Annotated in this window: 22 protein-coding genes and 1 riboswitch; of the genes, 10 read left to right on the forward strand and 12 right to left on the reverse strand. The window is 39.8% G+C overall.

What is annotated here, in order from left to right:
- Window positions 1-73: 73 nt before the first annotated feature.
- Window positions 74-712, forward strand: coding sequence for a Uma2 family endonuclease (locus tag V7L20_RS01740; protein WP_334742399.1), 639 nt, complete (start codon window positions 74-76; stop codon window positions 710-712).
- Between the two features lie 199 nt (window positions 713-911).
- Entirely contained in the window at window positions 912-1,229 is a 318-nt protein-coding gene (locus V7L20_RS01745; protein ID WP_334742400.1) for a hypothetical protein, read from the forward strand.
- A 150-nt stretch (window positions 1,230-1,379) separates the two neighbouring features.
- Here V7L20_RS01745 and V7L20_RS01750 read toward each other — a convergent pair whose 3' ends face one another.
- Together V7L20_RS01750 and V7L20_RS01755 are read right to left on the reverse strand one after the other, a co-directional pair.
- Window positions 1,380-1,676: a hypothetical protein gene (locus tag V7L20_RS01750; protein ID WP_334742401.1), complete on the reverse strand. Its 297-nt coding sequence runs from the start codon at window positions 1,674-1,676 to the stop codon at window positions 1,380-1,382.
- A gap of 324 nt (window positions 1,677-2,000) precedes the next feature.
- Window positions 2,001-3,341 (reverse strand): voltage-gated chloride channel family protein, encoded by a 1,341-nt coding sequence (locus V7L20_RS01755; RefSeq protein ID WP_334742402.1) that lies wholly within the window; start codon window positions 3,339-3,341, stop codon window positions 2,001-2,003.
- Window positions 3,342-3,436: 95 nt separating this feature from the next.
- A riboswitch (Fluoride riboswitch) is annotated at window positions 3,437-3,522 on the reverse strand.
- Between the two features lie 297 nt (window positions 3,523-3,819).
- Between V7L20_RS01755 and V7L20_RS01760 the strand changes: the two genes are divergently transcribed.
- Window positions 3,820-4,689, forward strand: a complete 870-nt coding sequence (locus tag V7L20_RS01760) for a zinc metalloprotease HtpX (RefSeq protein ID WP_334742403.1) — start codon at window positions 3,820-3,822, stop codon at window positions 4,687-4,689.
- Between the two features lie 164 nt (window positions 4,690-4,853).
- Here V7L20_RS01760 and V7L20_RS01765 read toward each other — a convergent pair whose 3' ends face one another.
- Entirely contained in the window at window positions 4,854-5,093 is a 240-nt protein-coding gene (locus V7L20_RS01765; protein ID WP_334742404.1) for a hypothetical protein, read from the reverse strand.
- 38 nt (window positions 5,094-5,131) lie between these two features.
- On the reverse strand, window positions 5,132-5,329 hold the full coding sequence (locus V7L20_RS01770) for a hypothetical protein (protein ID WP_334742405.1): 198 nt from the start codon (window positions 5,327-5,329) through the stop codon (window positions 5,132-5,134).
- A 156-nt stretch (window positions 5,330-5,485) separates the two neighbouring features.
- On the opposite strand from V7L20_RS01770, the gene V7L20_RS01775 reads away from it, so the two are divergent.
- Together V7L20_RS01775 and V7L20_RS01780 are read left to right on the forward strand one after the other, a co-directional pair.
- Window positions 5,486-6,763, forward strand: coding sequence for a M16 family metallopeptidase (locus tag V7L20_RS01775; protein ID WP_334742406.1), 1,278 nt, complete (start codon window positions 5,486-5,488; stop codon window positions 6,761-6,763).
- A gap of 121 nt (window positions 6,764-6,884) precedes the next feature.
- Window positions 6,885-7,745 carry a fructosamine kinase family protein gene (locus tag V7L20_RS01780; protein ID WP_334742407.1) on the forward strand — a complete coding sequence of 287 codons (861 nt, stop codon included), beginning with the start codon at window positions 6,885-6,887 and terminating at the stop codon, window positions 7,743-7,745.
- Window positions 7,746-7,800: 55 nt separating this feature from the next.
- On the opposite strand, the gene V7L20_RS01785 is transcribed toward V7L20_RS01780, so the two are convergent.
- On the reverse strand, window positions 7,801-8,121 hold the full coding sequence (locus V7L20_RS01785) for a TMEM14 family protein (RefSeq protein ID WP_334742408.1): 321 nt from the start codon (window positions 8,119-8,121) through the stop codon (window positions 7,801-7,803).
- Between the two features lie 87 nt (window positions 8,122-8,208).
- On the opposite strand from V7L20_RS01785, the gene V7L20_RS01790 reads away from it, so the two are divergent.
- The 3 genes from V7L20_RS01790 (at window position 8,209) to V7L20_RS01800 (ending at window position 12,411) form a co-directional block, all read left to right on the forward strand.
- Window positions 8,209-9,582: an ATP-binding protein gene (locus V7L20_RS01790; RefSeq protein WP_334742409.1), complete on the forward strand. Its 1,374-nt coding sequence runs from the start codon at window positions 8,209-8,211 to the stop codon at window positions 9,580-9,582.
- A gap of 69 nt (window positions 9,583-9,651) precedes the next feature.
- On the forward strand, window positions 9,652-10,989 hold the full coding sequence (locus V7L20_RS01795) for a tellurite resistance TerB C-terminal domain-containing protein (RefSeq protein ID WP_334742410.1): 1,338 nt from the start codon (window positions 9,652-9,654) through the stop codon (window positions 10,987-10,989).
- 93 nt (window positions 10,990-11,082) lie between these two features.
- Window positions 11,083-12,411 carry an ATP-binding protein gene (locus V7L20_RS01800; protein WP_334742411.1) on the forward strand — a complete coding sequence of 443 codons (1,329 nt, stop codon included), beginning with the start codon at window positions 11,083-11,085 and terminating at the stop codon, window positions 12,409-12,411.
- A gap of 128 nt (window positions 12,412-12,539) precedes the next feature.
- Here V7L20_RS01800 and V7L20_RS01805 read toward each other — a convergent pair whose 3' ends face one another.
- Window positions 12,540-12,755 (reverse strand): hypothetical protein, encoded by a 216-nt coding sequence (locus V7L20_RS01805; protein WP_334742412.1) that lies wholly within the window; start codon window positions 12,753-12,755, stop codon window positions 12,540-12,542.
- A gap of 9 nt (window positions 12,756-12,764) precedes the next feature.
- Here V7L20_RS01805 and V7L20_RS01810 point away from each other — a divergent pair, with 9 nt between their 5' ends.
- The gene (locus tag V7L20_RS01810) at window positions 12,765-13,757 is read left to right on the forward strand and encodes a DUF1350 family protein (protein ID WP_334742413.1); all 993 of its coding nucleotides are present in this window, start codon (window positions 12,765-12,767) and stop codon (window positions 13,755-13,757) included.
- Window positions 13,758-13,856: 99 nt separating this feature from the next.
- Here V7L20_RS01810 and argC read toward each other — a convergent pair whose 3' ends face one another.
- Together argC and V7L20_RS01820 are read right to left on the reverse strand one after the other, a co-directional pair.
- Window positions 13,857-14,849: an N-acetyl-gamma-glutamyl-phosphate reductase gene (gene argC / locus V7L20_RS01815; RefSeq protein ID WP_334742431.1), complete on the reverse strand. Its 993-nt coding sequence runs from the start codon at window positions 14,847-14,849 to the stop codon at window positions 13,857-13,859.
- A 317-nt stretch (window positions 14,850-15,166) separates the two neighbouring features.
- The gene (locus V7L20_RS01820; protein ID WP_334742414.1) at window positions 15,167-15,643 is read right to left on the reverse strand and encodes a hypothetical protein; all 477 of its coding nucleotides are present in this window, start codon (window positions 15,641-15,643) and stop codon (window positions 15,167-15,169) included.
- A gap of 1,375 nt (window positions 15,644-17,018) precedes the next feature.
- Between V7L20_RS01820 and V7L20_RS01825 the strand changes: the two genes are divergently transcribed.
- Window positions 17,019-18,188, forward strand: a complete 1,170-nt coding sequence (locus V7L20_RS01825; RefSeq protein WP_334742415.1) for a choice-of-anchor tandem repeat GloVer-containing protein — start codon at window positions 17,019-17,021, stop codon at window positions 18,186-18,188.
- Between the two features lie 299 nt (window positions 18,189-18,487).
- Here V7L20_RS01825 and V7L20_RS01830 read toward each other — a convergent pair whose 3' ends face one another.
- The 4 genes from V7L20_RS01830 to V7L20_RS01845 form a co-directional block, all read right to left on the reverse strand.
- The gene (locus tag V7L20_RS01830) at window positions 18,488-18,982 is read right to left on the reverse strand and encodes a DUF427 domain-containing protein (protein ID WP_334742416.1); all 495 of its coding nucleotides are present in this window, start codon (window positions 18,980-18,982) and stop codon (window positions 18,488-18,490) included.
- A gap of 2 nt (window positions 18,983-18,984) precedes the next feature.
- On the reverse strand, window positions 18,985-20,346 hold the full coding sequence (gene ovoA / locus V7L20_RS01835) for a 5-histidylcysteine sulfoxide synthase (RefSeq protein ID WP_334742432.1): 1,362 nt from the start codon (window positions 20,344-20,346) through the stop codon (window positions 18,985-18,987).
- 515 nt (window positions 20,347-20,861) lie between these two features.
- Entirely contained in the window at window positions 20,862-23,018 is a 2,157-nt protein-coding gene (locus V7L20_RS01840) for a polyribonucleotide nucleotidyltransferase (protein WP_334742417.1), read from the reverse strand.
- A 101-nt stretch (window positions 23,019-23,119) separates the two neighbouring features.
- Entirely contained in the window at window positions 23,120-23,665 is a 546-nt protein-coding gene (locus V7L20_RS01845; RefSeq protein WP_334742418.1) for a GNAT family N-acetyltransferase, read from the reverse strand.
- Between the last annotated feature and the right edge of the window lie 109 nt (window positions 23,666-23,774).

Raw genomic sequence — 23,774 nt, forward strand, 5'->3', positions numbered from 1 at the left:
GTTACGGTGGGCTGTATTATCCACCGCAACCTGATAAATAATTATTGAGATTCAGCTTATTGATATTTTGGTTATGACTGCTGCTATCCCCGTTTTTAAACCTGTTAGCCAAATGCAGTTAGCACCTGGTAGCACGGTGACTATTCCAGATGTTAGCTGGGAAGAATTTGAATCTATTTTACAAGAATTGGGAGAAAAAAGAACTACACGAATTGCCTACAGCCAGGGTAATTTAGAAATTATGGCTCCTTTACCAGAACATGAAATACCTAAAGATTTAATTTCTGATATTGTCAAAATATTGCTGAAGGCTAAAGATATCAAATACCAACCTTTTGGTTCCACCACCTTTAAAAAGCAAGGTGTAGCAGGAATTGAACCTGATGCTTGCTTTTATATTCAGAATTATCAGCAAATGATTGGTCATCGCCGCTTACAACCTGATGATCCGCCGCCAGATTTAGCAATTGAAACTGATGTAACATCAAAAACTACTCTCGATGCTTATGAAGCCATTGGCGTCCCAGAATTATGGGTTTACGACAGTGGAAACCTTTCTATTTATTTGCTCAGAGATGGGAAATATATAAAATCTAACACCAGCCCTAATTTTGAGGATATAGCTATTACTCAAATTATTCCTGCTGCCGTAGAACGTAGTTGGCAAGTAGGAAGTTTTCAAGCTTTGGAAGAATTGGAAGCGATAATTTAATAAATAATTAAATAGCCACTGATAATCTGCCTAATTATAATTAAGTTATAAATAAGCGGTTTCTTTAAAAAAAATGTTTTTTAAAAATTATCTAGGATTGTTATATACTGCAATGTCTGAAGATAGTTTAAGCAATTTAAGCCTGATAGTTACCTTAATTTGATAAACTAAGAAAAATGTCTAGGAGCTACCATAAAAGATGAGTGACTACCCCAAAGACGAAACGTCATTTGAATTATTCCAACGCTATCAACGTATAAACGATGAAAACCAGCTATTCCTTGATGAGTTGGAAGCAATCGAGAATTTCTTCTGCGATACAGATAGATTTGACAACATGCAACAATTAGCTAGTTTATGCGTATCGAACCTCAGCAAAATTCAGAACCCTCTTGGTAGAACTATCACCAGGTTATCCATCCCTGCGGCGCAACTGATCCGGATTTATCCAGAATATGCCGAAGCTTTAAAAAACTCACTCAGGCAATGCAGATTATTAATGATGCAGTCGAACTGATTGAATCGGCTGAAGATAACTTCAACATCCAAAACGAAAAAAATTCAGAAACACAGACAAATAAGATAGAAGGCAACGCATTCAAAAATTTCAATAAGAAGACACTTAGCAATTTTGGAATTTTCTAGGGGAGATAAAGCGCGATCGCCTTCACATCGTGGTTGTCAACTTAGCATTTTGGGCAATTTTAGCAGAATGACTTTCTGGCTCTGAATACATAGCAAATAACTCACTAAAAATCTCCTCCCCATTAATCTCTCCACTACTAACAAATCGTTCTACCTCAACAGAACCATCCTCAAAAAATTCCACTTCCCATCGTTCACCAGGCATAGCCACATTCACCATAATCGTTTCATCCCGATGATGAGCTAAAGTATAACTAATTTTATCTTGTTCTAATTGATTTAGAAAGGTAACTAGTTTGCCAAATCCATGATTATTCATTTGTCGAACCTCTTATCGCTTAATAACTTGCGAACAACTTTAAAACCCGGTTGATTTACTTCTGCTCCCGCTTCAATCTCCTCCCATAATATTTTACAAAACTCATCCCAACTGGGCGATTCTTCCGGGAGTGGAGCCTGTTTTATACTACCCTTCTTGTACTTTAGGATTTCAAACACCTTTTGCCCAGCAAATTTATGTACGATTTTCCCCTCTCTTTTTGATTGAGTGGCTACTTGACTTGATACAATAGCGATCGCGCATATATCACTACTTTAACTATGCGATTGTACTTCTTATTTATCCATAAATTGTATCAAAAAATTATTCCTGAGAATTATTTCCTTCTTCTTTACTATCATCACCTAAATCAATTTTTGGCCTAACTTTTTTTTGTCCATAAGTACCCAAAGTTACTCCTTCTTCCAGATATACAGCAGAGTATTTGCTCAACCCAATACGTTGTGAAGTATAAATTCCAGAATGACCCGAAAATAAGTAGCTTACAACACAGGCAATAGCAACAAATACCCCTGATTCTAGACCAAATAGTTCGATTCCCATTAATGTGGATGCTAAAGGTGTATTTGCTGCACCTGCAAACACACCTACAAATCCCATTCCTGCTAACAGTGGTGCAGGTAATGCTAAAAACAACGACAAAGCATTACCTAAAGTTGCACCAATAAAAAACAAAGGTGTTACTTCTCCTCCCTTAAAACCTGCTCCTAAAGTTAAAGCAGTCAAACCAAATTTTGCTGCAAAATCCCAAGGAGGTAGCTGAGTATAGAAAGAATCAACAATAGTAGGGATACCAAGCCCAATATACTTAGTTGTACCACTTAACCCAACAATTGCTGCTATTATTGCACCGCCTATTAAAGGACGTATTGGAGGATAAGATATCTTTGCTTTAAAGAAGTGACTAATTTGGTGAGTTACTTTAGCAAAAAACCTCGCGACAATTCCAAATATTACACCTGCAATAATTGCAGAAATCAGCCCCAAAATTGTAAGCTTTGGTATCAAGGGAGCGTGTCGGTATGCAGTATGATGCAAACCCAATAGTAAGGTTACTTGATTCCCAACGATCGCAGCGATTAAAGAAGCGAAAAGAGCATCGTAATGAATTTTACCAATCGCTAAAACTTCTAGACCAAATACGGTTCCCGCTAAGGGAGTACCGAAAACTGAAGCAAATCCCCCACTAATACCTGCGGTTAATAAAATTCGCCGATTGACCCCTTGAAAATGTAATATTTTAGTTAGCTGGTCTGCTAAAGAAGCACCCATTTGTAATGCTGTACCTTCACGACCGGCTGAACCTCCAAATAAATGGGTAAGGTCTGTTCCTAGCAAAACAAGAGGAGCCATGCGAAAGGGAATAACACTTTTCGGCTTATGGATTTCTTCAAGTAAAAGGTTATTTCCGGCTTCTACAGTTCGCCCAAACTGATGATAAATCCAACCGCTCAAGAAGCCACCAAAAGGCAGCAAGGTGATGATCCACCGATGCGATTCTCGCCAATCAGTTGCCCATTCTAATGATGCCAAAAGAGCCGCAGAAGCCGTTCCAGCAAGAATGCCAACTACAATGGAAATAGGCAACCATTTAATTAAGTGGGGTAATGCAATAAACGGTTCAAATTGACGTAGTTGTTTCATACCATGACTCCTTGAGGTGCAATCTGTAGACTTACACTTTCTACAGGGGAGTCAGGTAATGCATTTAGCCAAGCCCTACTCTCCCGCAGTCAGCGAAGAAAGTAGGAGCCATCAGCCTTCCAGTGATAACTTAATCTGTACTGCAAAGGCGGTTTTGGCGAGCTCCATCGCCATAAATACTATTTAATTAATTCAACAATACCACTTTTTACTTTTGTATTGCTTTTTCGATTAACTAAACAATTTATGCCTATAGATAGATGTGTTTCTGATAACTATAAACACGAATGTTCGTAACAATAAAGCAAGTATCCAAAACAACTATAATTAGTATTTATAAAAGTTAAGTGGGAAAACCGTACTTATCTGATAGGTTTTCTGTACCATATAGCTAAGTTTACCTGCATACAATCAAAGTGTAGCTTAATTAATGCTGTTTTCTAGAAAATTTACACAGCATTAACAGGAGAGCGAAAATATGACAAATCAATTGAAAACGGCTGTTTTGCTAGCTGCGCTAAGTGGTCTTTTGATCGCAATTAGTTACTGGGTAATTGGCGGTAGTAGTGGCTTGATAATAGGGATAGGTTTAGCAGCAGTAACAAACCTGTTTTCCTGGTATCAATCAGATAAGATTGCGCTGGCAGTATATCAAGCCCAGCCTGTGAGTGAAAGGGAAGCACCAGGGCTTTATCGGATGGTGCAGAGATTGAGCGATCGCGCTAACATTCCCATGCCCAGAGTTTACATTGTCCCAAGTCAAGGTGCAAACGCCTTTGCTACAGGGCGCGATCCAGAACACGCTGCTGTTGCTGTCACCGAAGGCATTTTGAATATATTGCCAGAGGATGAACTCGAAGGCGTTATTGCCCACGAACTCACCCACATTATTAATCGTGACACTCTCACACAAGCTGTTGCTGCTACCGTTGCTGGTGCTATCTCATTCCTAGCGCAAATGGTTAGTTATAGCTTATGGTTTGGCGGTGGCTCACGAGATGACAACAGAGGTGCAAATCCTTTGGGTGTCTTATTAACAGTAATACTTGCGCCATTGGCTGCGACAATTATTCAGCTAGCAATTTCGCGCACACGAGAATTCTCTGCTGATGCAGGTTCAGCTAGATTAACTGGTAACCCCCGCGCCTTAGCTAGGGCACTGCAACGTTTAGAAGCTTCGTCAAAACAGATGCCTTTAAATGCCAATCCAGCTTATGAGCCGTTATTAATTATCAATTCTATCTCTGGACAGTTTATGGGTAACTTATTCTCTAGTCACCCTGCTACAGAGGAGCGAGTTGCAGCATTACTGAAACTAGAACAACAACTGCCAACAACAGCTTATTAATTATCTCCCTGTCTTAGATTAAAGTTGAAGTTTGTCCCAATACACTTGGGTTAAGGTTTGCTATTTTCAAGTCTGTCCTTCTCTGAGTCGGCTACGGTGTAGAGGCAGGTTATTAATTACCCCTCCCTAGTCCTCCCCTTGTAAAGGGGAGGGAATTAGATGTTTTAGTTTCCCCTTTCTAATGTTGATTCGGCGTTGGCATTTGTTGATTGGGGGTTCGCATTTGTTGATTCGGAGTTCGCATTTGTTGATTCGGAGTTCGCATTTGTTAATTCGGCGATCGCATTTGTTGATTCGGAGTTCGCATTTGTTGATTCGGCGTTGGCATTTGTTAATTCGGCGTTGGCATTTGTTGATTCGGAGTTCGCATTTGTTGATTCGGGGTTCGCATTTGTTGATTGCACCTCAATACGGTTCGGATAAGGTTTTTTGATAACACGCCCTAGATCCCAAAGACGCGATAAATCGCCGTCTTTACAATAATCAGTCCTTTGTAGAGACGGCGATTTATCGCGTCTCTTGCCTTAACCGAACCGTATTGGATTGCACCTGATTGGGAGAGCGACAGATTACCTTTTAGACGCATTATTTTTGATTGTGGCACTCTCCACTCGAAATAAATATTTTTGCTTTTGGGCATAAATAAATTTATTTGCTCTGAAACTCTTTTTGCATCTTGTATTCTACGTATCTTTCTCCCTGCCCCCGTTCGGCTACGCTCACGGCAAGCCTGCTCCCCTCTCTCTTCAGTCACGGATAAGATAAAGAGGTAACGTAGCTCCTCACACAAGTAGCAATGACTTCAACCTTGCGGAAACTTCCTCGTCTTAATACCCCAACCCTGCATCAGTTGCCCAATGGTTTGACAATCATAGCGGAGCAGATGCCAGTTGAAGCTGTAAACCTCAACTTATGGATTAAAGTTGGTTCAGCAGTAGAATCTGATAGCATTAATGGCATGGCTCACTTTTTAGAGCACATGATTTTTAAGGGAACAGAACGACTGGCTAGCGGCGAGTTTGAACGTCGAATTGAAGAACGAGGTGCTGTTACAAATGCCGCTACTAGCCAAGACTATACTCATTACTATATAACCACTGCTCCCAAAGATTTTGCCGAGCTTGCTCCACTACAGATAGATGTAGTATCAAATGCGAGTATTCCTGATGATGCTTTTGAACGGGAGCGATTAGTAGTTTTAGAAGAAATTAGGCGTTCAGAAGATAATCCCCAACGGCGGACATTTCGGCGGGCGATGGAAACAGCTTTTTATCAACTACCCTATCGCCGTCCAGTATTGGGGCCAGAATCAGTAATTGCCGAACTTAAACCCCAACAAATGCGAGATTTTCATGCTAATTGGTATCAACCCCAGTCAATTACTGCTGTAGCTGTGGGCAATTTGCCTGTGGAAGAATTAATTGCAATCATTGCTGAAGGATTTACAAAACTCAGTACAGACGCGATTAATCGCGTCTCTCCCCCCTCTCCATTCCCCACTGAGCCACCATTTACAGAAATTGTTCGTCGAGAATTTGTAGATGAAAGTCTCCAGCAAGCAAGGCTAGTGATGGTTTGGCGGGTTCCAGGAATGGTTCAGTTAGATCGTACTTATGGACTGGATGTTTTAGCAGGAATTTTGGGACATGGACGGACATCAAGGCTGGTGAGGGATTTACGAGAAGAACGGGGATTAGTTTCTTCAATTTCTGTGAGCAACATGAGCAATCAGCTACAAGGGACATTTTATATTTCAGCTAAATGTGCAGTAGAAAATTTAGCTGAAGTAGAGAATGCGATCGCTCAACATATTCGCACAGTCCAAGCCGAATTAGTCACAGAATCAGAAATTGCCCGTGTGCGACGGCGAGTAGCGAACAAATTTATTTTTGCCAATGAAACACCAAGTGATCGCACAGGGTTGTATGGTTATTATCATTCCTTGGTGGGAGATTTAGAACCCGCCTTTAACTACCTAGATTATATTCAAAGCCAAGATGCAACCGACTTGATGCAAGCAGCCAAAGAGTATCTTTCCCCAGATGCTTATGGTGTAGTTGTCGTCAAGCCGTAAATTATAAATTGGGCATTGGGCATTGGGCATTGGGCATGGGGAAGAGAAGAATAACCAATACCCAATGCCCAGTTACTAATCCAAAATCCAAAATCTCAAATCTCAAATCCAAAATTGCATAATGTGGACTCAAATCGATGCTCAAATTAGCCAGGTGACTGGCGAAAAATTTCAGAGTCAGCAACGGCGATCAGTTGGTGGCAGATGCATTAACCAAGGTTATGCTATCTCTAATGGTGAGATAACCTACTTCGTCAAACTTAACCAACCATCTCAAGTTGCGATGTTTGAAGCTGAGGCAATGGGTTTAAAGGAAATGTTAGCCACAGCTAGTATTCGTATCCCCAAACCTATTTGCTGGGGTGTAGCTGATAATTCTAGCTACATCGTGCTGGAATGGTTAGAACTTGGTAGCGGTAACAGCAATTCGTGGGAAGAGATGGGGCGCAAGTTAGCAGCGATGCATAAAGCTAGCAGTAGCGAAGGTTTTGGTTGGAAAATTAACAATACGATTGGTTCGACACCCCAAATCAATACTTGGACAGCAGAGTGGACAAAATTTTATATTAAATATCGCTTGGGTTATCAATTTCAGTTGGCAAAGCGAAAGGGAGGAAATTTCCCCTCTTCAGAAAAATTACTAGCAGCAATTCCTGAACTGTTGGCGCATCAGGTGCAACCTTCTTTAGTACATGGCGATTTATGGGGTGGAAATGCTGGGTGTACTAACTTAGGAGAACCCGTAATATTTGATCCGGCAACTTATTTTGGCGATCGCGAAGTTGATATTGCCATGACAGAATTATTTGGTGGATTCCCTGCAGCGTTTTACAAAGGTTATAACGAAGTCTTTCCTTTAGATGCAGGCTATGAGCAGAGAAAAACGCTCTATAACCTGTATCACATTTTGAATCACTTCAATTTATTTGGGGGCAGTTATGCTTCCCAAGCGAACCGAATGATTGACCAAATTTTACGCTAAGTAGAGCATTTCATTAATTCATAGCGGAAGGGTGGTTATTGCTTAGAGGCTGATGCTACCTTAAAGCCACCATTTGACTCACCATCACCGCCAAGACCAATATACCCAAAATCGTCATTAATCCCGCCGGCATAAACTTGCGTGTTTTAACCAGTCGAACTGCAAAGACGATTACCAAAACAGTAGTAACTATCACTGCTAAAATCGAACCCCAAGTTTGCCCTTGAAGTTGAAAGTAAGCTGCAAGTAGTAGTAATAAACCGCTAATGCTACCACTTAAAAGTGAAATCTTACTTCTAGCCTGAATGTAGCCAATAATGCCACCAGCGATCGCTAATATGCCGTAGGCAAAAGCAGCAATTATACTTAAATTCATTGTTAAAACCTATGTAGACTTTGACTTTACTGCCAGTGTCAGCAGACAATTTACCATAGCTATTTAGCTATTCCACACAGTTAATAGATGGATAATCAAGCGATGCCAATGGCAAATACTTCCTTATATACAAAGGTTCAATATCTCCAGCGCCAAGCAGCCTCACTTTTACTGTACCAGTCTGTTCTGCAAGGCGAAGTGGGGATAGCATTTCTGGAACTGTTGCAAGCTATACGTTACACTGATGCCGATGGCCGGGGTTGTCTGCAAGCCTATGGTAGTTACTTCCACGCTTTGGCTGCTAAAAATCAAAATTGGGAAGACTATTTAATTACTCAACTTCTATTCTGTGAGAATCCTTTTACAAAGCTTGCTCAAGTGCGAGAATTTGAGGATTTTCCCCCAGCTTTAGTAGCAGCAGTTCGGCATGATTTACAAGTATTGCAAAGTCTTTATCAATGTAGTAGCGCTTCTTTAAGTGAGTGGATACAAAGCGTAGCTCACATGCCCATTTCGCCAGTAGTGTGGTATAAAGAGCAAGAATTCGTAGGAGGAGAGACAAAGTTCCCTACATATCTACAAGAGTTAGATAATTGGGGTGATGCTGTAGAAGAATTAGCGGCTTATTATCAGCAATGTGGCTCTGGTTTATTTGCAGAATACCGCGCTTTACGTTGGCAAGCTGGGCAGTTTGTCGGTATTCGGTATTCCGATCCTATTAAGCTGAGTACGCTTGTAAGTTATGAGTCTCAAAAAGAAGCTTTGCTAAAAAATACAGAGTTTTTATTATCAGGAGAGATGGCACTCCATGTATTACTTTATGGTAGTCGGGGTTCTGGCAAATCTTCTTTAGTAAAATCTTTGTTAAATGAATATAGCGATGTTTCCAGCAAGGGCAAAGCCCAAGGCAGCCTCCGCTTGTTGGAAGTGGCAAAATCTGATTTAAAAGACTTACCAAAAATTGTGGAACATTTACGAGGAGTGTCACAAAAATTTATCATCTTTGTCGATGATCTTTCCTTTGAAGAAGATGATGATGCCTTTAAAGCACTCAAGGTAGTTTTAGAAGGTAATCTAACAGCGCGGCCGCAAAATGTAGTTGTGTATGCTACTTCCAATCGCCGCCACCTAATTCGGGAGTTTTTTGTGGATAGACCTGCTCCCAAGGATAACGAGGAAATCCATGCTTGGGATACGATGCAGGAAAAGCTTTCGTTTAGCGATCGCTTTGGTTTAACCTTGACGTTTGAACCAGCCGATCAAAAAACTTATTTAAAAATTGTACAGCATCTAGCGGCACAAGCTGAAATTAATATTACCCAAGAAGATTTAGAATTTCAAGCATTACAATGGGCAACTCGCCACAACGGTCGTTCTGGACGCACAGCACGGCAATTTGTTGATTTTTTAAAAGCAGACTTAAGACTTTTTGCTACAAATAACAATACATCCAACACCTAGCATTAAGCAGTTTTATATGTGTATTTTAATTACGAATTAACAATTACGAATTACAAACTACGAATTAGTATGAGAGCTACTTTTTTTGATAATTTAACTACGCTAAAAACCAGCAATATGCAATCAGTAATGATCAGCAATCGATTTATACTAGGGATAGTTGCCTTTAGTGTGAGTTTTGGTCTTAGCCTTGTCCCAAACTGGGATTTTAATAAAGCCTTTCTCACAGGTTTAATTACTGCCGTTACTATTTACGCAGCAGCATTATTCGTAGATAAGCGACGCAGAAATTACGAAATGTTTATTTTAGGTTCTATCCACAAGCGAATTAAAGAGATGGAGGGGTTAAAGGCTCGTGTCGTCAAAGAAATAAATCAAATTGAAGAACACCATAATTTATTATATACAGAATCACAAAAGCTGCAAAATCAAGTAATAGAAAGCCGTAACCAAAGAGATAGTTTACATCGAGAATTAAGAACATTTGCCGGACATAAAAAGCAGTTAGAAGCTGAAATCAATAATCTGCAAACTGAAATTAATAACTTGCAGAAAAATTTAACAGAATTGAACAATGCTTTTTCAGTCTTGACAGCAGAGAAGCGCCGTCTAGAGTCGAATTGTAATGTATCTCGTAGTGAAATCACCCACTTGCAAAATCAAATTTCTGAACTCCAGCAGGAGAAACAAGAAATTGAAAGCAATTTAACTCTTTTAGGCAGACTCAAACCCCAATTAGAAGAAAAGTTATACGAACTGCGAATTACAATTCAAGAACTAGAAGTTGAAACAACCCAAAAAAATCAATTATTAGTAGCGACAAAAGCCGAAACAGAAAATATCCAAGCTATCCTAAATTCTTCCCAAACCCAACTCGCAGAACACAAAGCCGAATTACAGCAGTTGCAAGAGCAAGTTTCACTACTGCAAGAGGAACGAGATTCATTACAAAATCAAGTATGGGAATTACTCCAACAAATAGAAACATTCAATTCAGAACAATTATCTGAAAATTACAAAGAAGATGATAATGAATTGTTTCCTTTTTCTGAGATAATAGAAACTACAGCCATTATAAACACTTCGGAAGCTGATACATCAGATAATTTACCTGAAGAATGGACTAATTTTTTAGAAAATCTTCCAGTATACGAACTACAAGTATTAAAAGCTATAGTAGAACAAGATAATCCTAATGCTGCGATTAAAAAAATTGCTGAAGCAAACATTACTATGCCAAATCTATTAATAGATTCTATAAATGAACGAGCAAATGATATTATTGGTGAATTAATAATTGATTCAAATTCAGAAATACCAAAATTTTATCAAGAATATATGACGCATATCAAAAAAATGATTGCAATGTATGAAGACCTCATGACTAAACATGCTTCTTCAAATTAAATTATTATTGCCATCGTAAGATTAATAATAAGGTGAATATCCTACCTAACTTACTGCGTGCTTCTGCGTTTAGAATAAAATAAAGTGTAATACATGGCAAAGCTCAAAATCTCAAAAAAAATCTCCACTGCTTTAATTAATTCCCTTGGTGCGGGGGTAGTACCAAGAGTAGGAGTTGAATATATAGCAGTAGGGCGAGAAAAAGAACTAAAAAGCCTATTACAAAATCTCGATGATATTGCAGAAGGTGTAGCAGCATTTCGCTTCATAATTGGTAACTACGGTTCTGGGAAAAGTTTTTTATTGCAACTAATTCGCAACCGTGCTATGGAGCAAGGTTTTGTAGTAGCTGATGCTGATTTATCCCCTGAACGTCGATTAGCTGGAAGCAACAATGAAGGTGTAGCCACCTATCGAGAATTAATGAGTCACCTAGCTACAAAAACTCGTCCTGATGGTGGTGCTTTAGTCTCGATTTTAGAAGGATGGATTAATAAAATTCAACAAGAAGTGGTTAAAGAAACTGGAATGCGTCCAAATGACGATGGTTTTGATGACCAAGTTGAATCGAAAATTAGGGAAGTAGTTCAGTATATTGAAGACTTAGTTCACGGCTTCGATTTTGGTAGCGTGATTATTGCTTATTGGCGTGGCTACCGATTGGATGATGATAATTTAAAAAATTCGGCAATGCGCTGGTTGCGCGGCGAATTTACTACTAAAGTTGAGGCCAAAGCAGCTTTAGGAGTGCGCGTTATTATTGATGATGATAGTTGGTATGACTATATAAAACTGTTTGCAAAATTTGTGGCTGAAATTGGTTATAAAGGACTGTTAATTTTAGTTGATGAAGCCGTACACTTGTATCAAATATCTACTACAGTCACGCGGGAAAAGAATTATAATCGGCTCTTAGCAATGTTTAATGACACCATGCAGTGCAAAGCAGAACATCTTGGCATTGTCGTTGGTGGAACAACTAAATTTTTAGAAGACCCCAAACGAGGACTTTTTGCAGACCAAGCTTGGCAAAGACGCACAAAAGAAAGTCGTTTTGTTGCACAAGTTAATGTTCAGGAACATTTAGGGCCAGTGATTCGGCTAAATCCTTTGAGTGAAGCAGAAATACTGATGCTTTTGCAACGTTTAGCTGAGATTCATGCACTCAATTTTGGGTATGAACAGACTTTGACAAATCGTGAATTGAAGGAGTTTGTCCAAGAAATTATTAATCGCTTGGGTGCAGAAGCATTACTGACACCAGGGGAAATTGTGCGAGATTTTATGAGTGTACTGAATATTCTTCATCAAAATCCAGGAATTGCATTTGCTGAATTAATTCATGGCTCTAAATTTAAACCTACTGCTATGGGTAAAGATGCAGATGTAGATGAGGATGGCGCAGCCGAATTTAGTTTGTGATTAATAGACCTCTTGGATAAATCAAAAATAAACAACCCCACCTCGCATTTTAGTAAAGCAAAGAATCAACTCCCCGCAAGCATCTCAGTTTTGCAAAAAAATCTTTTAAAATAGGACTTACGTACGAGTTATGGAATAATGAACCGTAGAGGCGCAGAGAAGCCAGTGCGCCCTTGCGGTTCTCCGACTTGTTCGCGCAGCGTCTCCCCTTGGGAGAAGCAACTGGCGCGACACGGAGTTTTCAGAGTTTGAGAGATATTTTGCGTAAGTTCTAAAAGAATCCGAAAAGCAGCAACTTCAGTTTGGAGGTTAAGTATACACCTACCAAAATGAGATAGACTCATTGCTAAGTCATGGTAAATGCAAATTTAAAACTGAGATTTAAACCTGTTTGTCACAGTTGGGTTGCTCTGCATCCACAACCTAAAGGAGTAATTCAATTTATTGCAGGGGCTTTCTTTGGTACATTTGGCCCCATGATTTTTTATCGATATCTACTTCAATGCCTATATGAACAGGGATATACAATTATTCTTTTGCCGTTTAATTTCACTTTTAACCATTATGTAGAAGCTGGTTTTATCATGAGAGAGCAGTATGAGATTCTACCAGAGCTTGTGAGGATGGCAAGTTTTGAAGGATATGATTACGAAGCCTATCTAGATGATAAAAACTTTTCTTGGATTGGACATAGCCTTGGCTGTAAATATATCTCCCTGCTAGAAGGATTTACTGGTTTACCTCCAGAGCGTCAAGATAGAGAAAAGTTTATTCGGAATCTGCTATCTTATACTTCGGATGAGTCACAGATAAAAAGTGTTATTGCAGAGATTAACATTCTCTTTGAGGAACTTAAACGAAAAATTGTAGAAGATCGGAAACTAATTTACAGTTACGTAAATCGGGAAATCAAAATTAACAGTGTCTTCATTAAAGGGCAGGCTTCTGTTCTATTAGCACCTGCTATTGCTGACACAGGGAGCGCAATTCGTCCTCAGTTTTTAGCGAATATCATTGATAATCTGGGTTGGGGTGTGAAACCAACCGTTGAAGAAACCCATAACTTAATCAAGGATAGTGGTTTATTTAATATAATGGGTTTAGTTTGTTTTCAATCTGATAATATTGCTAAATTAACCTGTGAGTGGTTTACTAATATTTTTAAAAAACCACCCAAAAAATTTATACAACCTGTAAAGGGTGGACATTTAAAACCTTTAGGTATTCAACTAGGCAAGTTTGTGATTAATCTTTTTGATCGACCTTTGATTGAATCAGTGCAAGAGCGAAATAGAGACTTTGAATCTCATCTAATTCAATTACTTGAGGAACTAAAAAAAGAATAAATATAAAAAGTACTGAAAGTTCCTAAATCATTATGTACAAACCATTAGTCATTGAGCATAAAGTAAATTCCTGCTTTTTCTCTATTGCCTAACGCTCTTTCATAGCAATCCTAACTCTTCTGGAAAGCCTAGCATGATGTTTAAGTTTTGGATTGCGGCTCCCGATGCGCCTTTGCCCAAGTTATCAAGACGAGCAACTAGCAATGCTTCTTTGGTAGTGTCATTGGCAAATACAAATACTTGAACAATATTGGTGTCGTTCATTGCGTAGGCGTAGCCCGTCGTAGACATCGCATCCAGAAATATTCCGTCTCGCAGCAGAGTAGAATCTTGGTATGGAGCAACCTGCACAAATTTTTCACTTTGGTAGTAGTTAGCGATCGTTTGATGAATAACCTCACCTGATGGTGGATTATCCAAAGTTCCTAACGGCAAAGGCACCTGAACCAGCATCCCTTGCTCAAAATCTCCTACTGCTGGTACAAATAGCGGCGGCGATGCTAACTCTGAGTAATGATGCATTTCCTTGACATGCTTATGTCCAAACTGCAAACCGTAGATACCATAAGGATAAAGCGACTCTCCTCCAGCCTCCTGTTCATGGAAGGTATGATATTGTTTAATCAGATTCTTTCCGCCACCAGAGTAACCTGACACTGCATTGACGGTGATAGGAAAATTACTCTTCAGTAGTCCCTTGGCAATCAACGGACGGATACAGGCTAAAAATCCTGTGGGATAACATCCTGGATTGCTAACAAACTGGGCGCTGGCGATTTTCTCTCGCTGTCCTAGATTGAGTTCAGGAAAACCATATACCCAGTTATTAGCTGTGCGATGGGCACTACTAGCATCAAGAATCTTAACCGTAGTATTACTTACTAAGCTAACAGCTTCGCGGGCTGCATCATCAGGTAGGCAGAGAATGACAACATCGACAGCATTAATTAATTTAGCTCGCTCAGTTGCATCCTTACGTTTAGATGCCTCAATGCTCACTAACTCGATATCATCCCGTTGAGTAAGGCGTGAGTAAATATGTAAGCCTGTGGTTCCCGATTCCCCATCAATAAAAATTTTAGGTTTAGTAATCATCTGTCCAGCATCCTGACCTGTGAGCAATATTATTTTGACCGATTAATACTTACTTTACTTCTGGTAAATGAATTATATAAGTAGAGCAGCATAAATAATTCAAGGTTTGTGGTGTACCCCTTTGGGGATATTACTACGCGTAGTGTCTTGTAAAGAAGACTTTAATCCTCAAATGATGGCTGGAGCCGCTTACTACATTGGATTGGAAAAAGAAGTATAGATTAAGATAAAACTGCTCTGGTGTAAATCCAGAGCAGTTTTATCTTGTACAGGCTCTCTAACCCCAACTAACAACAGTCAAATCTGTGAATCAACTAAAAGTTCTGAGGTGGGAGTGGTTGTCCTTGGCTCTTAGGAATATTAACTACATTTAAAGCTTTGGCAATTGCAATAACATCATTATCCAATCGTTGAGCTTTAACATTGCCAGGACAGCTAATGTCTGGCGACTCTTCACCAGCTAATCTAATGGTAGTAGTTGTACCAAAAGAAACAGATTTGACGCAACCTTGTTTTGGCAAGTTAGATAAAGGTTCAGCAACTTTCAGGTCATGGAAAAACTTTTTCGTTAATTTTTCGGTCAATTTACCTTGATTAGAACCTTTGCCATCAACATAATTAACTTCTCCAGATGGTGATACGTAAATGCGATACCCAATCGTATTTGTAGAGCCACTATTAACGATAATGGCAACGTCATTGGGTACAAGCGCCATAGCTAATTGAGACGAACAAAGTAAAAATGATATACCTGCTAGCCCCAGTAAGCTCTTAGAAAAAACCAGATTCATATTACAAATATCCTCATTTATGAGTCTTGATTGTCAAAATTTTATGACCAATATTCATCTAGATAAGTTTCTTTCATTTCTTGATTTTAACAGGCTGTTTATTAAAAACTCTGGTCATACTTTTGTTATAACTTTGTCATAAGTGCGTCAAATTAATATGAAATGATTAGAGATTGTGTTTTACTGCTTATGTGAATTGGAGTAGCAATAACAAATGAAATAGCAGATTAAGCGCATCTTGTCAAGAATAAAACCTCTATATCAATAAATCTTAAAATCATCGCATTAATACTTATTTATTGAGAATATTTTAAGCGTAGGCGTAGGCGTAGCCCATCGTAGACATCGGCTTGACCCCTAATAAGCTGTTAAGCGTTTAATTTGTAGATTGAGGCCGGAGGGGAACAGGGGGGCAGTTCTTGCTGGGAGCAAGAGAGAGGGTTTGCAGCTTTTTTTGACAATGAAAATAGTGCAACTTTTAGGCGCGACAGCTTAACTAAACCAAGCGATAATCTGATTCCGTTAATACATTAATCAAGGTTTTTGCCAAGAGTAATTTAAATGTGCTTACCTGGCAGCATATCTTGACACCTAATTAAAATCTCCGTTATAAAACGTAATTGTTCTCTTCTCTACGAGACACTTTGCGAACGTAGCGGGACGTAGCCCATTGCAAATTGGTTTAATGGCAAGGGTTTTAGCGTTTGATAATTGAGATATTTTTCATTAATATCTTTATGCCGCAAAGGTTTTACAAAATACGTACGTTTCCCCTGGCATTCTGCCTTAGTTTTTTCAAAATAAAATCGAATTGCTATAGCAGAGGTAAAAGTTAAATTTTTTGTGTTGCTCACGACATCTAAAAAATAATGAGTATGTTATGTTACTTAACGACATCATTAATTATCTCATTTTCAGCAATTAACTTAAGTGTGAATACAGCCATTGCGGTATAGCCAGCTAGAGGATTTCAAAATTTTTCCTGCCCAAGACTATACCCAAATTCCTGGTAGTTTCTCACTAAAAGCTAGTTATGAATAACGAATTTCTAGTACTTGATTTCACAACTAATTTATGAAATAAAGTACTACAAAATTTGTTATTCCAAGTCATTCAAGCTTTTTTCAATTGTATGGAATAGATATCTGTTGAGGTGTGCAAAATTTTGCGCTCCATACTGGATTGCATCCATACAAGAATCGCTATACCCAGTCTGAAAGAGATCCATAAAAATAAATCTCCAGCCTGATTAAAAAGAATAATCGACTACGCCTACACTGAAATTATGTTCGGCAGAGCAGTTCTTGAAGAGTAGGCTGAAGATTTATTTTGGGTTCGTGTCTGAGCAAATTTTTGTAGGAGTTAAGTGAACAAGATGAAACTTTGCAAACAACGTCAAAGCAAAAATAGCGTATTGATTTTAACTTCTCTGGCTGTGTTGGCGTCTCCATTAGTATTGCCCTTGCAACAAGCCTCTGCACAAACATTAACGACTGTTGTAAATTTCAACGGTACTAATGGAGCGAACCCAAGAGCAGGTGTGTTTGCAGGCAAGGATGGCAATCTTTATGGAACCACTTCCGCAGGTGGTTCGCAAGATAAAGGAACAGCATTCAAATTAACTGGTTCTACTTTAAGTACTCTGACCACACTAGTTAACTTCACTGGAACCAATGGAACTAACCCAATTGCTAGATTATTCCAGGCAAGTGATGACAATCTATATGGTGTAAACTTTACAGGTAGTACAAATAACCTCGGTACGGTGTTTAAGTTGGGAAAAACAACTTTTACAACCCTGACAACTCTTTTAAATTTCAATGGCACTAATGGAGCCAACCCAGCAGGTCGATTGATTTCAGATAGCGATGGCAAGAATTTGGTGGGGACAACTTCTGCCGGTGGGGTCAACAATAAAGGAACTGTATTCAAGATTCCTCTGACTGGTGGTGTCCCCACTACGGTAGTTAACTTCAACGGTACTAATGGAGCAACTCCATTAGCAAGGTTGCAATTAGCTAGTGACAAAAACTACTATGGCACCGCCTCAGCAGGTGGAGCAAGTAATAAGGGTGTGGCATACAAATTAACTCCCGCAGGAGCAATAACTTCATATAGCTTTAGTGGTGCTAATGGGCAAAGTCCCCGGTCTGGATTAACTGAATCTGGTGGATTTCTCTATGGCACAACTTATCTGGGTGGAGCCAGTAATAAAGGAGCTATATTCAAGGTTGCGCTTGGTGGTGGTACACCGGTTTTAGTTGCCAGTTTTAATGGCACCAATGGGGCTAACCCCACAGCTGCACTCACAAAAGGAAGCGACGGTAACTTCTACGGTACGACTTCTACAGGTGGTGCAAATAATAAAGGAGCCATCTATCGGTTGACACCTGAAGGAACCCTCACTTTGTTATTTAGTTTTAATGGCACGAATGGGGCAACGCCAGAGTCTACCTTAATTCAACTTGCTAGTGGTGCATTTTACGGTACCACCTCTACTGGTGGTGCTTCTGGACAAGGAACCGTGTTTAAATTTACACCATAGCTTCAAATACAATCTACCTGGCAGATAAATAGTAGAACGTAGATTTTTCCACTTTCAGATAGTTACGCTTACTGACTATCTGAAAGTGAAAAAGATATTCACAACTAGGGCTACTCCCAATACGGTTCGGTTAACGTTTTCTTATTTTGAAGATCCCCCCAACCCCCCTTAAAAAGTGGGGCTTCTAAGCCTCTTTTACCCCCTTAAAAAAGCAGTTCACAAGTCGTTGTATAGCCACTGAAAAAATAAGGGATAGATTGACAATACGCACTGTAGTTCATGAATTGTTAGCTCATGAATTACCACCCCATTGTTCCTGGACTACCTTTAAATGGTCCGACAATATCAGCAGTAATCCATCCACCATAAAAATCGCCAGGTTGAGACATAACTAGCTCATCATTTACATAGCAAGCGTCCATTAAACTAGGGTAGAAAGCATAGTATTTTTGAATCGTGACAAAATCAGGTGTAGGTTCAATATATCGCCAAGCAGCGTTATTTATATACTTATCACCGATGCTTACATCATAATATTGACACTTACCTTTCCATTCACACCAAGTTTTTTTAGGTGTTTCAATCAGATATTCTAGTTTAATGTTTTCAGAAGGAAGGTAATAAACCGGAGGATGGCTAGTTTCTAAAACTCTTTTAGCTTGAGTTGTTTCTGCTAAAACAATACCATTACAAATTATCCGAATTGATTTGTTACTATCTTCTAAACGAGCCGGACGGGGATAATCCCAAACTGATTCTTGACCGGGTTTTGGTGGAATTGGATTTGGTCGCATTTTCAATAATCTCCTTTGAAATCTTGAGCAATTCTAAAACCAGCGTGTTGATAAAAGTAGGGACGAAACCAGTTACGATAGGTTGGTAATGCCATTGAACCATTAGTAGCCCAAGAACCGCCAAGCATCATCTGATGTTTATCATCAAAAAAGGGTGCTGCTTGATCTTTGTAAAGCGGATGAGGTTCAAATCCTGGTAGGGCGTTAAATGTGTCCCCTAACCATTCCCAGACGTTTCCTCTAAGATCGTAAAGTCCAGAAGCACTATTAGCTGGTTTGAACATTCCCACTGGGCTGGGGGAAATGAATTGTAAGTTGAGATTATAATTACTTAATAAGTGCTTATCCTCAGAGGTAAGTAAGGCTTGATTCCATTCGGCTTCAGTCATCAAGCGAATTTCTAAGCCTTGAGAACGACAAAATGCGATCGCTTCGTAGTAATTTACTTCTACAGGCCAGTCTAAGGGTAAGTCTATTTCGTCGAATGTGGCTCGATAGCGATAACCATCCTGGAAGGGTATCCAGAATTTGGGATGTTGGACGTTGTAGAGTTGCTTCCAATTCCAAGATTCACTATCCCAGTAATCTGGATTTTTGTAACCACCAGCTTGAACAAATTTCAGATATTCTCCGTTAGTGATTAGATATTGACTAGCTAAAAATGGTTTCACTTCAACAGTGCGATCGCCGTATTCGCTATCCCAACCATAGGTAAGATCATCCTTGGGTTTTCCTAATTTCACTACACCACTTGGAACCTGGCGCATTTCATTGTTGAGAATCTTTGCATTACTAGGTGCGTAATTCCAACCTTGGGGACGTTTTAGGCGATCAGTAGGCAATTGACGCACCAGCATCGAAGAGGTTTCAAAGTGAATACGACTATGTTCGATTCCCATCAGCAAAGCCCAGAAGGGATGTTGTTGATGAATCGGGAGATCCAGGGAGGTATTTTGAATAACTTTTGCGATCGCTTCTCGTGCTTTGTCTCGATATTGCCAAACTTTTTCTACATCAGGCCAGCTAATCCCTTGCATAGCTGCATCGAGTTCTGTCGGTGTTTGTGGATCAACTCCGATTTCAAATAGGGTTTCGTATTGTGAATTAATTCCAGCTCTAATTAAACCAACGCCAATTAACTTATTGATGAAAAAAACAGCTGAGTGACCGAGATAAAAAATTAGACGGTTTCTTAAAGGATCGGGGTTAAGATAAAAAGTTTCTTCCCCGACCAAACTTTTCATGAGTGTTTCTTCAAGTTCCCAAGAATTCTCAAAGTAGTTGAGCAGGCTTTGTGAACTGCAATCATTGAGTGTAGGGACTTGAGTTGATGTCAGTTTATTTATCGTTGGAACTAAAGCCATGATATTTTTGACAGAATATTCATTAGACATATTATATAAACTACGACTTCTTATAGAACCCATTTGATATCTATTTTTCTGTCTACAAGTCTTGTACAAAACCTGATTTCATACTTTTACAGCAATTGCTTTATGATTTCCCACCCTCCAGTTAGTAGGTTGTTTAAAACGGCCTTCTCGCAACCCTTATATGTCTAGAAAAGATCCCAAATAGATTCTATAAAACAAAGTGTTGTTCATCACATTTTGTCTTGTGTAGTTATAATCGGGCAATCTGCTCAATTTGTAAATAGATAAAAAGTGTAGTTTAAATTACTTTAATTACGACTTGCCAAAATAATATAAATAATGTAAAAACGTCGTTGAACAACTATAAGCGCGATTAAAAAATTTATTACTGTCTTATTGCCATCAATTTAATATTTTTGCAACTAATTTAGAGAAGCATACGGCGATGCCTTCACAGTAGGCATCGCGGATTTTAGATTAGATAAAATCTAAAATCCCAAATCGAGTTACCGATTCACCGCCGCAGCTTCCCGTGCTGCTGCTGCTTGATCTGGGTGGATACCCAAGCGGGTGAGATTAATCCGACCTTTGTTATCAATTTCGCGCACTTTGATAATCACTTCATCGCCCACCGCTACTTCATCCTCAACTTTGCCAACGCGGTAGTCAGCTAGTTGTGAGATGTGGATCATCCCTTCTTTTCCAGGCAGAAATTCCACAAATGCACCTATTGGTATAATCCGAGTAATGCGTCCTGCATAGACATCCCCTTCGTGCAACTTGCGGGTCATGCCTTGGATGATGTTTCTGGCTCTCTTGGCCTTGTTTTCATCCACAGCAGAAATTGTCACAGTGCCATCATCTTCGATGTCAATTTTCGCACCAGTTTCTTCTGTAATCCCCTTAATCGTCTTGCCTCCAGGCCCAATCACCAAACCAATCATGTCTGAATCAATCTTAATTGTTAATAGACGTGGGGCATAAGCTGAGGTTTCAATCCGTGGCGTATCAATGCAGGCTAGCATTTTCTCCAGAATGTGCAACCGGGCTGATTTAGCTTGGTGAACGGCTTGGGCAATAACCTCCAACGACAAACCGGAGATTTTCATATCCATTTGTAAGGCGGTAATTCCGGTATCCGTCCCGGCAACCTTGAAGTCCATGTCGCCCAAAAAGTCTTCAATGCCCTGAATATCGGTGAGGACTCGCACTTCGTCCCCTTCCTTAATCAGACCCATTGCCGCGCCACTGACGGGTTTGATAATTGGTACACCAGCATCCATCAGGGCTAGGGTGGAACCGCAGACTGAACCCATTGAGGTGGAACCGTTGGAGGAAAGTACTTCCGATACAATGCGAATCACATAGGGAAATTGTTCTTTTGACGGTATTACAGGTAATAGCGCTCGTTCTGCTAATGCGCCGTGACCAATTTCGCGTCTTCCTGGGGCCCGCATTGGCTTGGTTTCTCCAACAGAGAAAGGCGGGAAGTTGTAATGATGCAAATAACGTTTGTGCTGATCTAGCTGCATGTCATCGTTGAGGTTTTGGGCATCCCCCGGTGTACCCAGAGTACAAGTGGATAATACCTGAGTTAGCCCTCGGTTAAATAAACCACTGCCGTGGACTCGTTTTGGCAAAACATCAACTAAACAAGAAACAGGTCGCACTTCATCAAGTTTACGACCATCAACGCGAACGTTATCTTCGACGATTTGTCGCCGCATGAAGTATTTGGTAATATCTTTAAAAGTGTTACCAAGTGCCTTGCTATTTGCAGTTGCGGCAACTCGAATTGGATCTTCTTCTGGCAGTTCGGTGATTGTTGTGGCAATTTCATCTTTAACGACATCTAAAGCGGCATCGCGTTCGGGTTTGGTGAATTCAAATTGAGACAGGATTTTCTTAATCTGACCACTAGCGCGATCGCGGATATAATTTTCTAGCGTCTGGTCTCCTTGTGGTGGTGCTTCTTGCACTATTACTAAACCCAGTTCTGCTACTAAATCTTGCTGCGCTTTGATTAAGTCCCGCACTGCTTCATAACCAAAGTCAATCGCCTCAATAATATCTCGCTCTGGCAATTGATTGGCTCCCGCTTCCACCATGATCACGCCATCTGGTGAACCTGCTACTACCAGATCCAAGTCTCCAGCTTCAATTTCTGCATAAGTGGGGTTAATAATAAAATCATCTCCCATTAAACCAACCCGCACTGCTGCCATTGGTCCATTAAAAGGAATTTGGGCAATCAGGGTAGCAATTGAAGCACCTGTAACTGCTAGCACATCGGGTGGCACTAACTCGTCCATCGACAGTGTTAAGGCAATAATTTGCAGGTCATCCCGTAACCATGAGGGGAAAAGGGGACGCATGGGGCGGTCTATAAGGCGGCTGGTAAGAATTGTTTTTTCTGGTGGACGACCTTCGCGGCGCATGATTCCCCCGGGAATCCTACCAGCGGCATATAGCCTTTCTTCATAATCTACTGTAAGGGGAAGAAAATCAATGCCTTCTCTGGCTTGCGATCGCGTAGCCGTCACTAAAACGGATGTGTCCCCTGATTCTATCAAAACCGACCCACCAGCCTGGGGAGCTAGTAGGCCTACTTTCAGTCGAATATCCCTTCCATCGAAGGATATTGACTTATCAACTTCTGCCATTCAGTTTTTTTCCCTTCTCTTTCGCTATTCTCTTTCTGTGGCAATCCTAACATTTATGCACTATGACTGACTTCTAGTACATACAAAGATAGATAAGTACTTCAACCTAAAGCACGATACATCACTAGCGCGTCTATCATTTGTTGATCCCCTAGCTTCACCGCACGCGGAATGCGCCCAATGATCTCAAATCCTAACGACTGCCAAAGTGTAATTGAAGGTATATTAGTTTCAAAGACCAAATTAAACATTACTGCTTCATAGCCCAGGTTTGCTGCTATTAAGAGCATCGCCTCTCCCATGAACCGCCCGATCCCCTGACCACGTAACTCAGGTTGTACAATAAAACCAGCGTTGCAAATATGGCAACACCGACCAGGGAAGTTTGGTTTTAAATAAAACGCCCCTAATATTTCTTTTGGTTTGTGTGTAGCATCCTGAACAGATGACCTGACAACAAATGCATCCTTACTCAACCAGTAAGCTGAAAATTCTGCCTGAGATAGAGGTTCCTTTTGAGGATAAGTTTTACCTTCAATCAAGAAAACATTGAGTAATGCTCTAACAACCTCCTGTTCTTGAGGATGCATATAATCTAGTTCAACTATTATCCCGCTTTTTAAAACTTGAATTAGGGGAAAAATCATTATTAATAATTGTGATGCTAAATAAATTATATGTAATTTTGAGCTAAATAATCTTGTTGATAAAATGTAAAAATTAGAATAATTGTGTTTTTAATTGTGTAATTTTGGG

This window comes from Nostoc sp. (genome assembly GCF_036916735.1).
In the GTDB taxonomy this organism is placed as follows: domain Bacteria; phylum Cyanobacteriota; class Cyanobacteriia; order Cyanobacteriales; family Nostocaceae; genus Nostoc.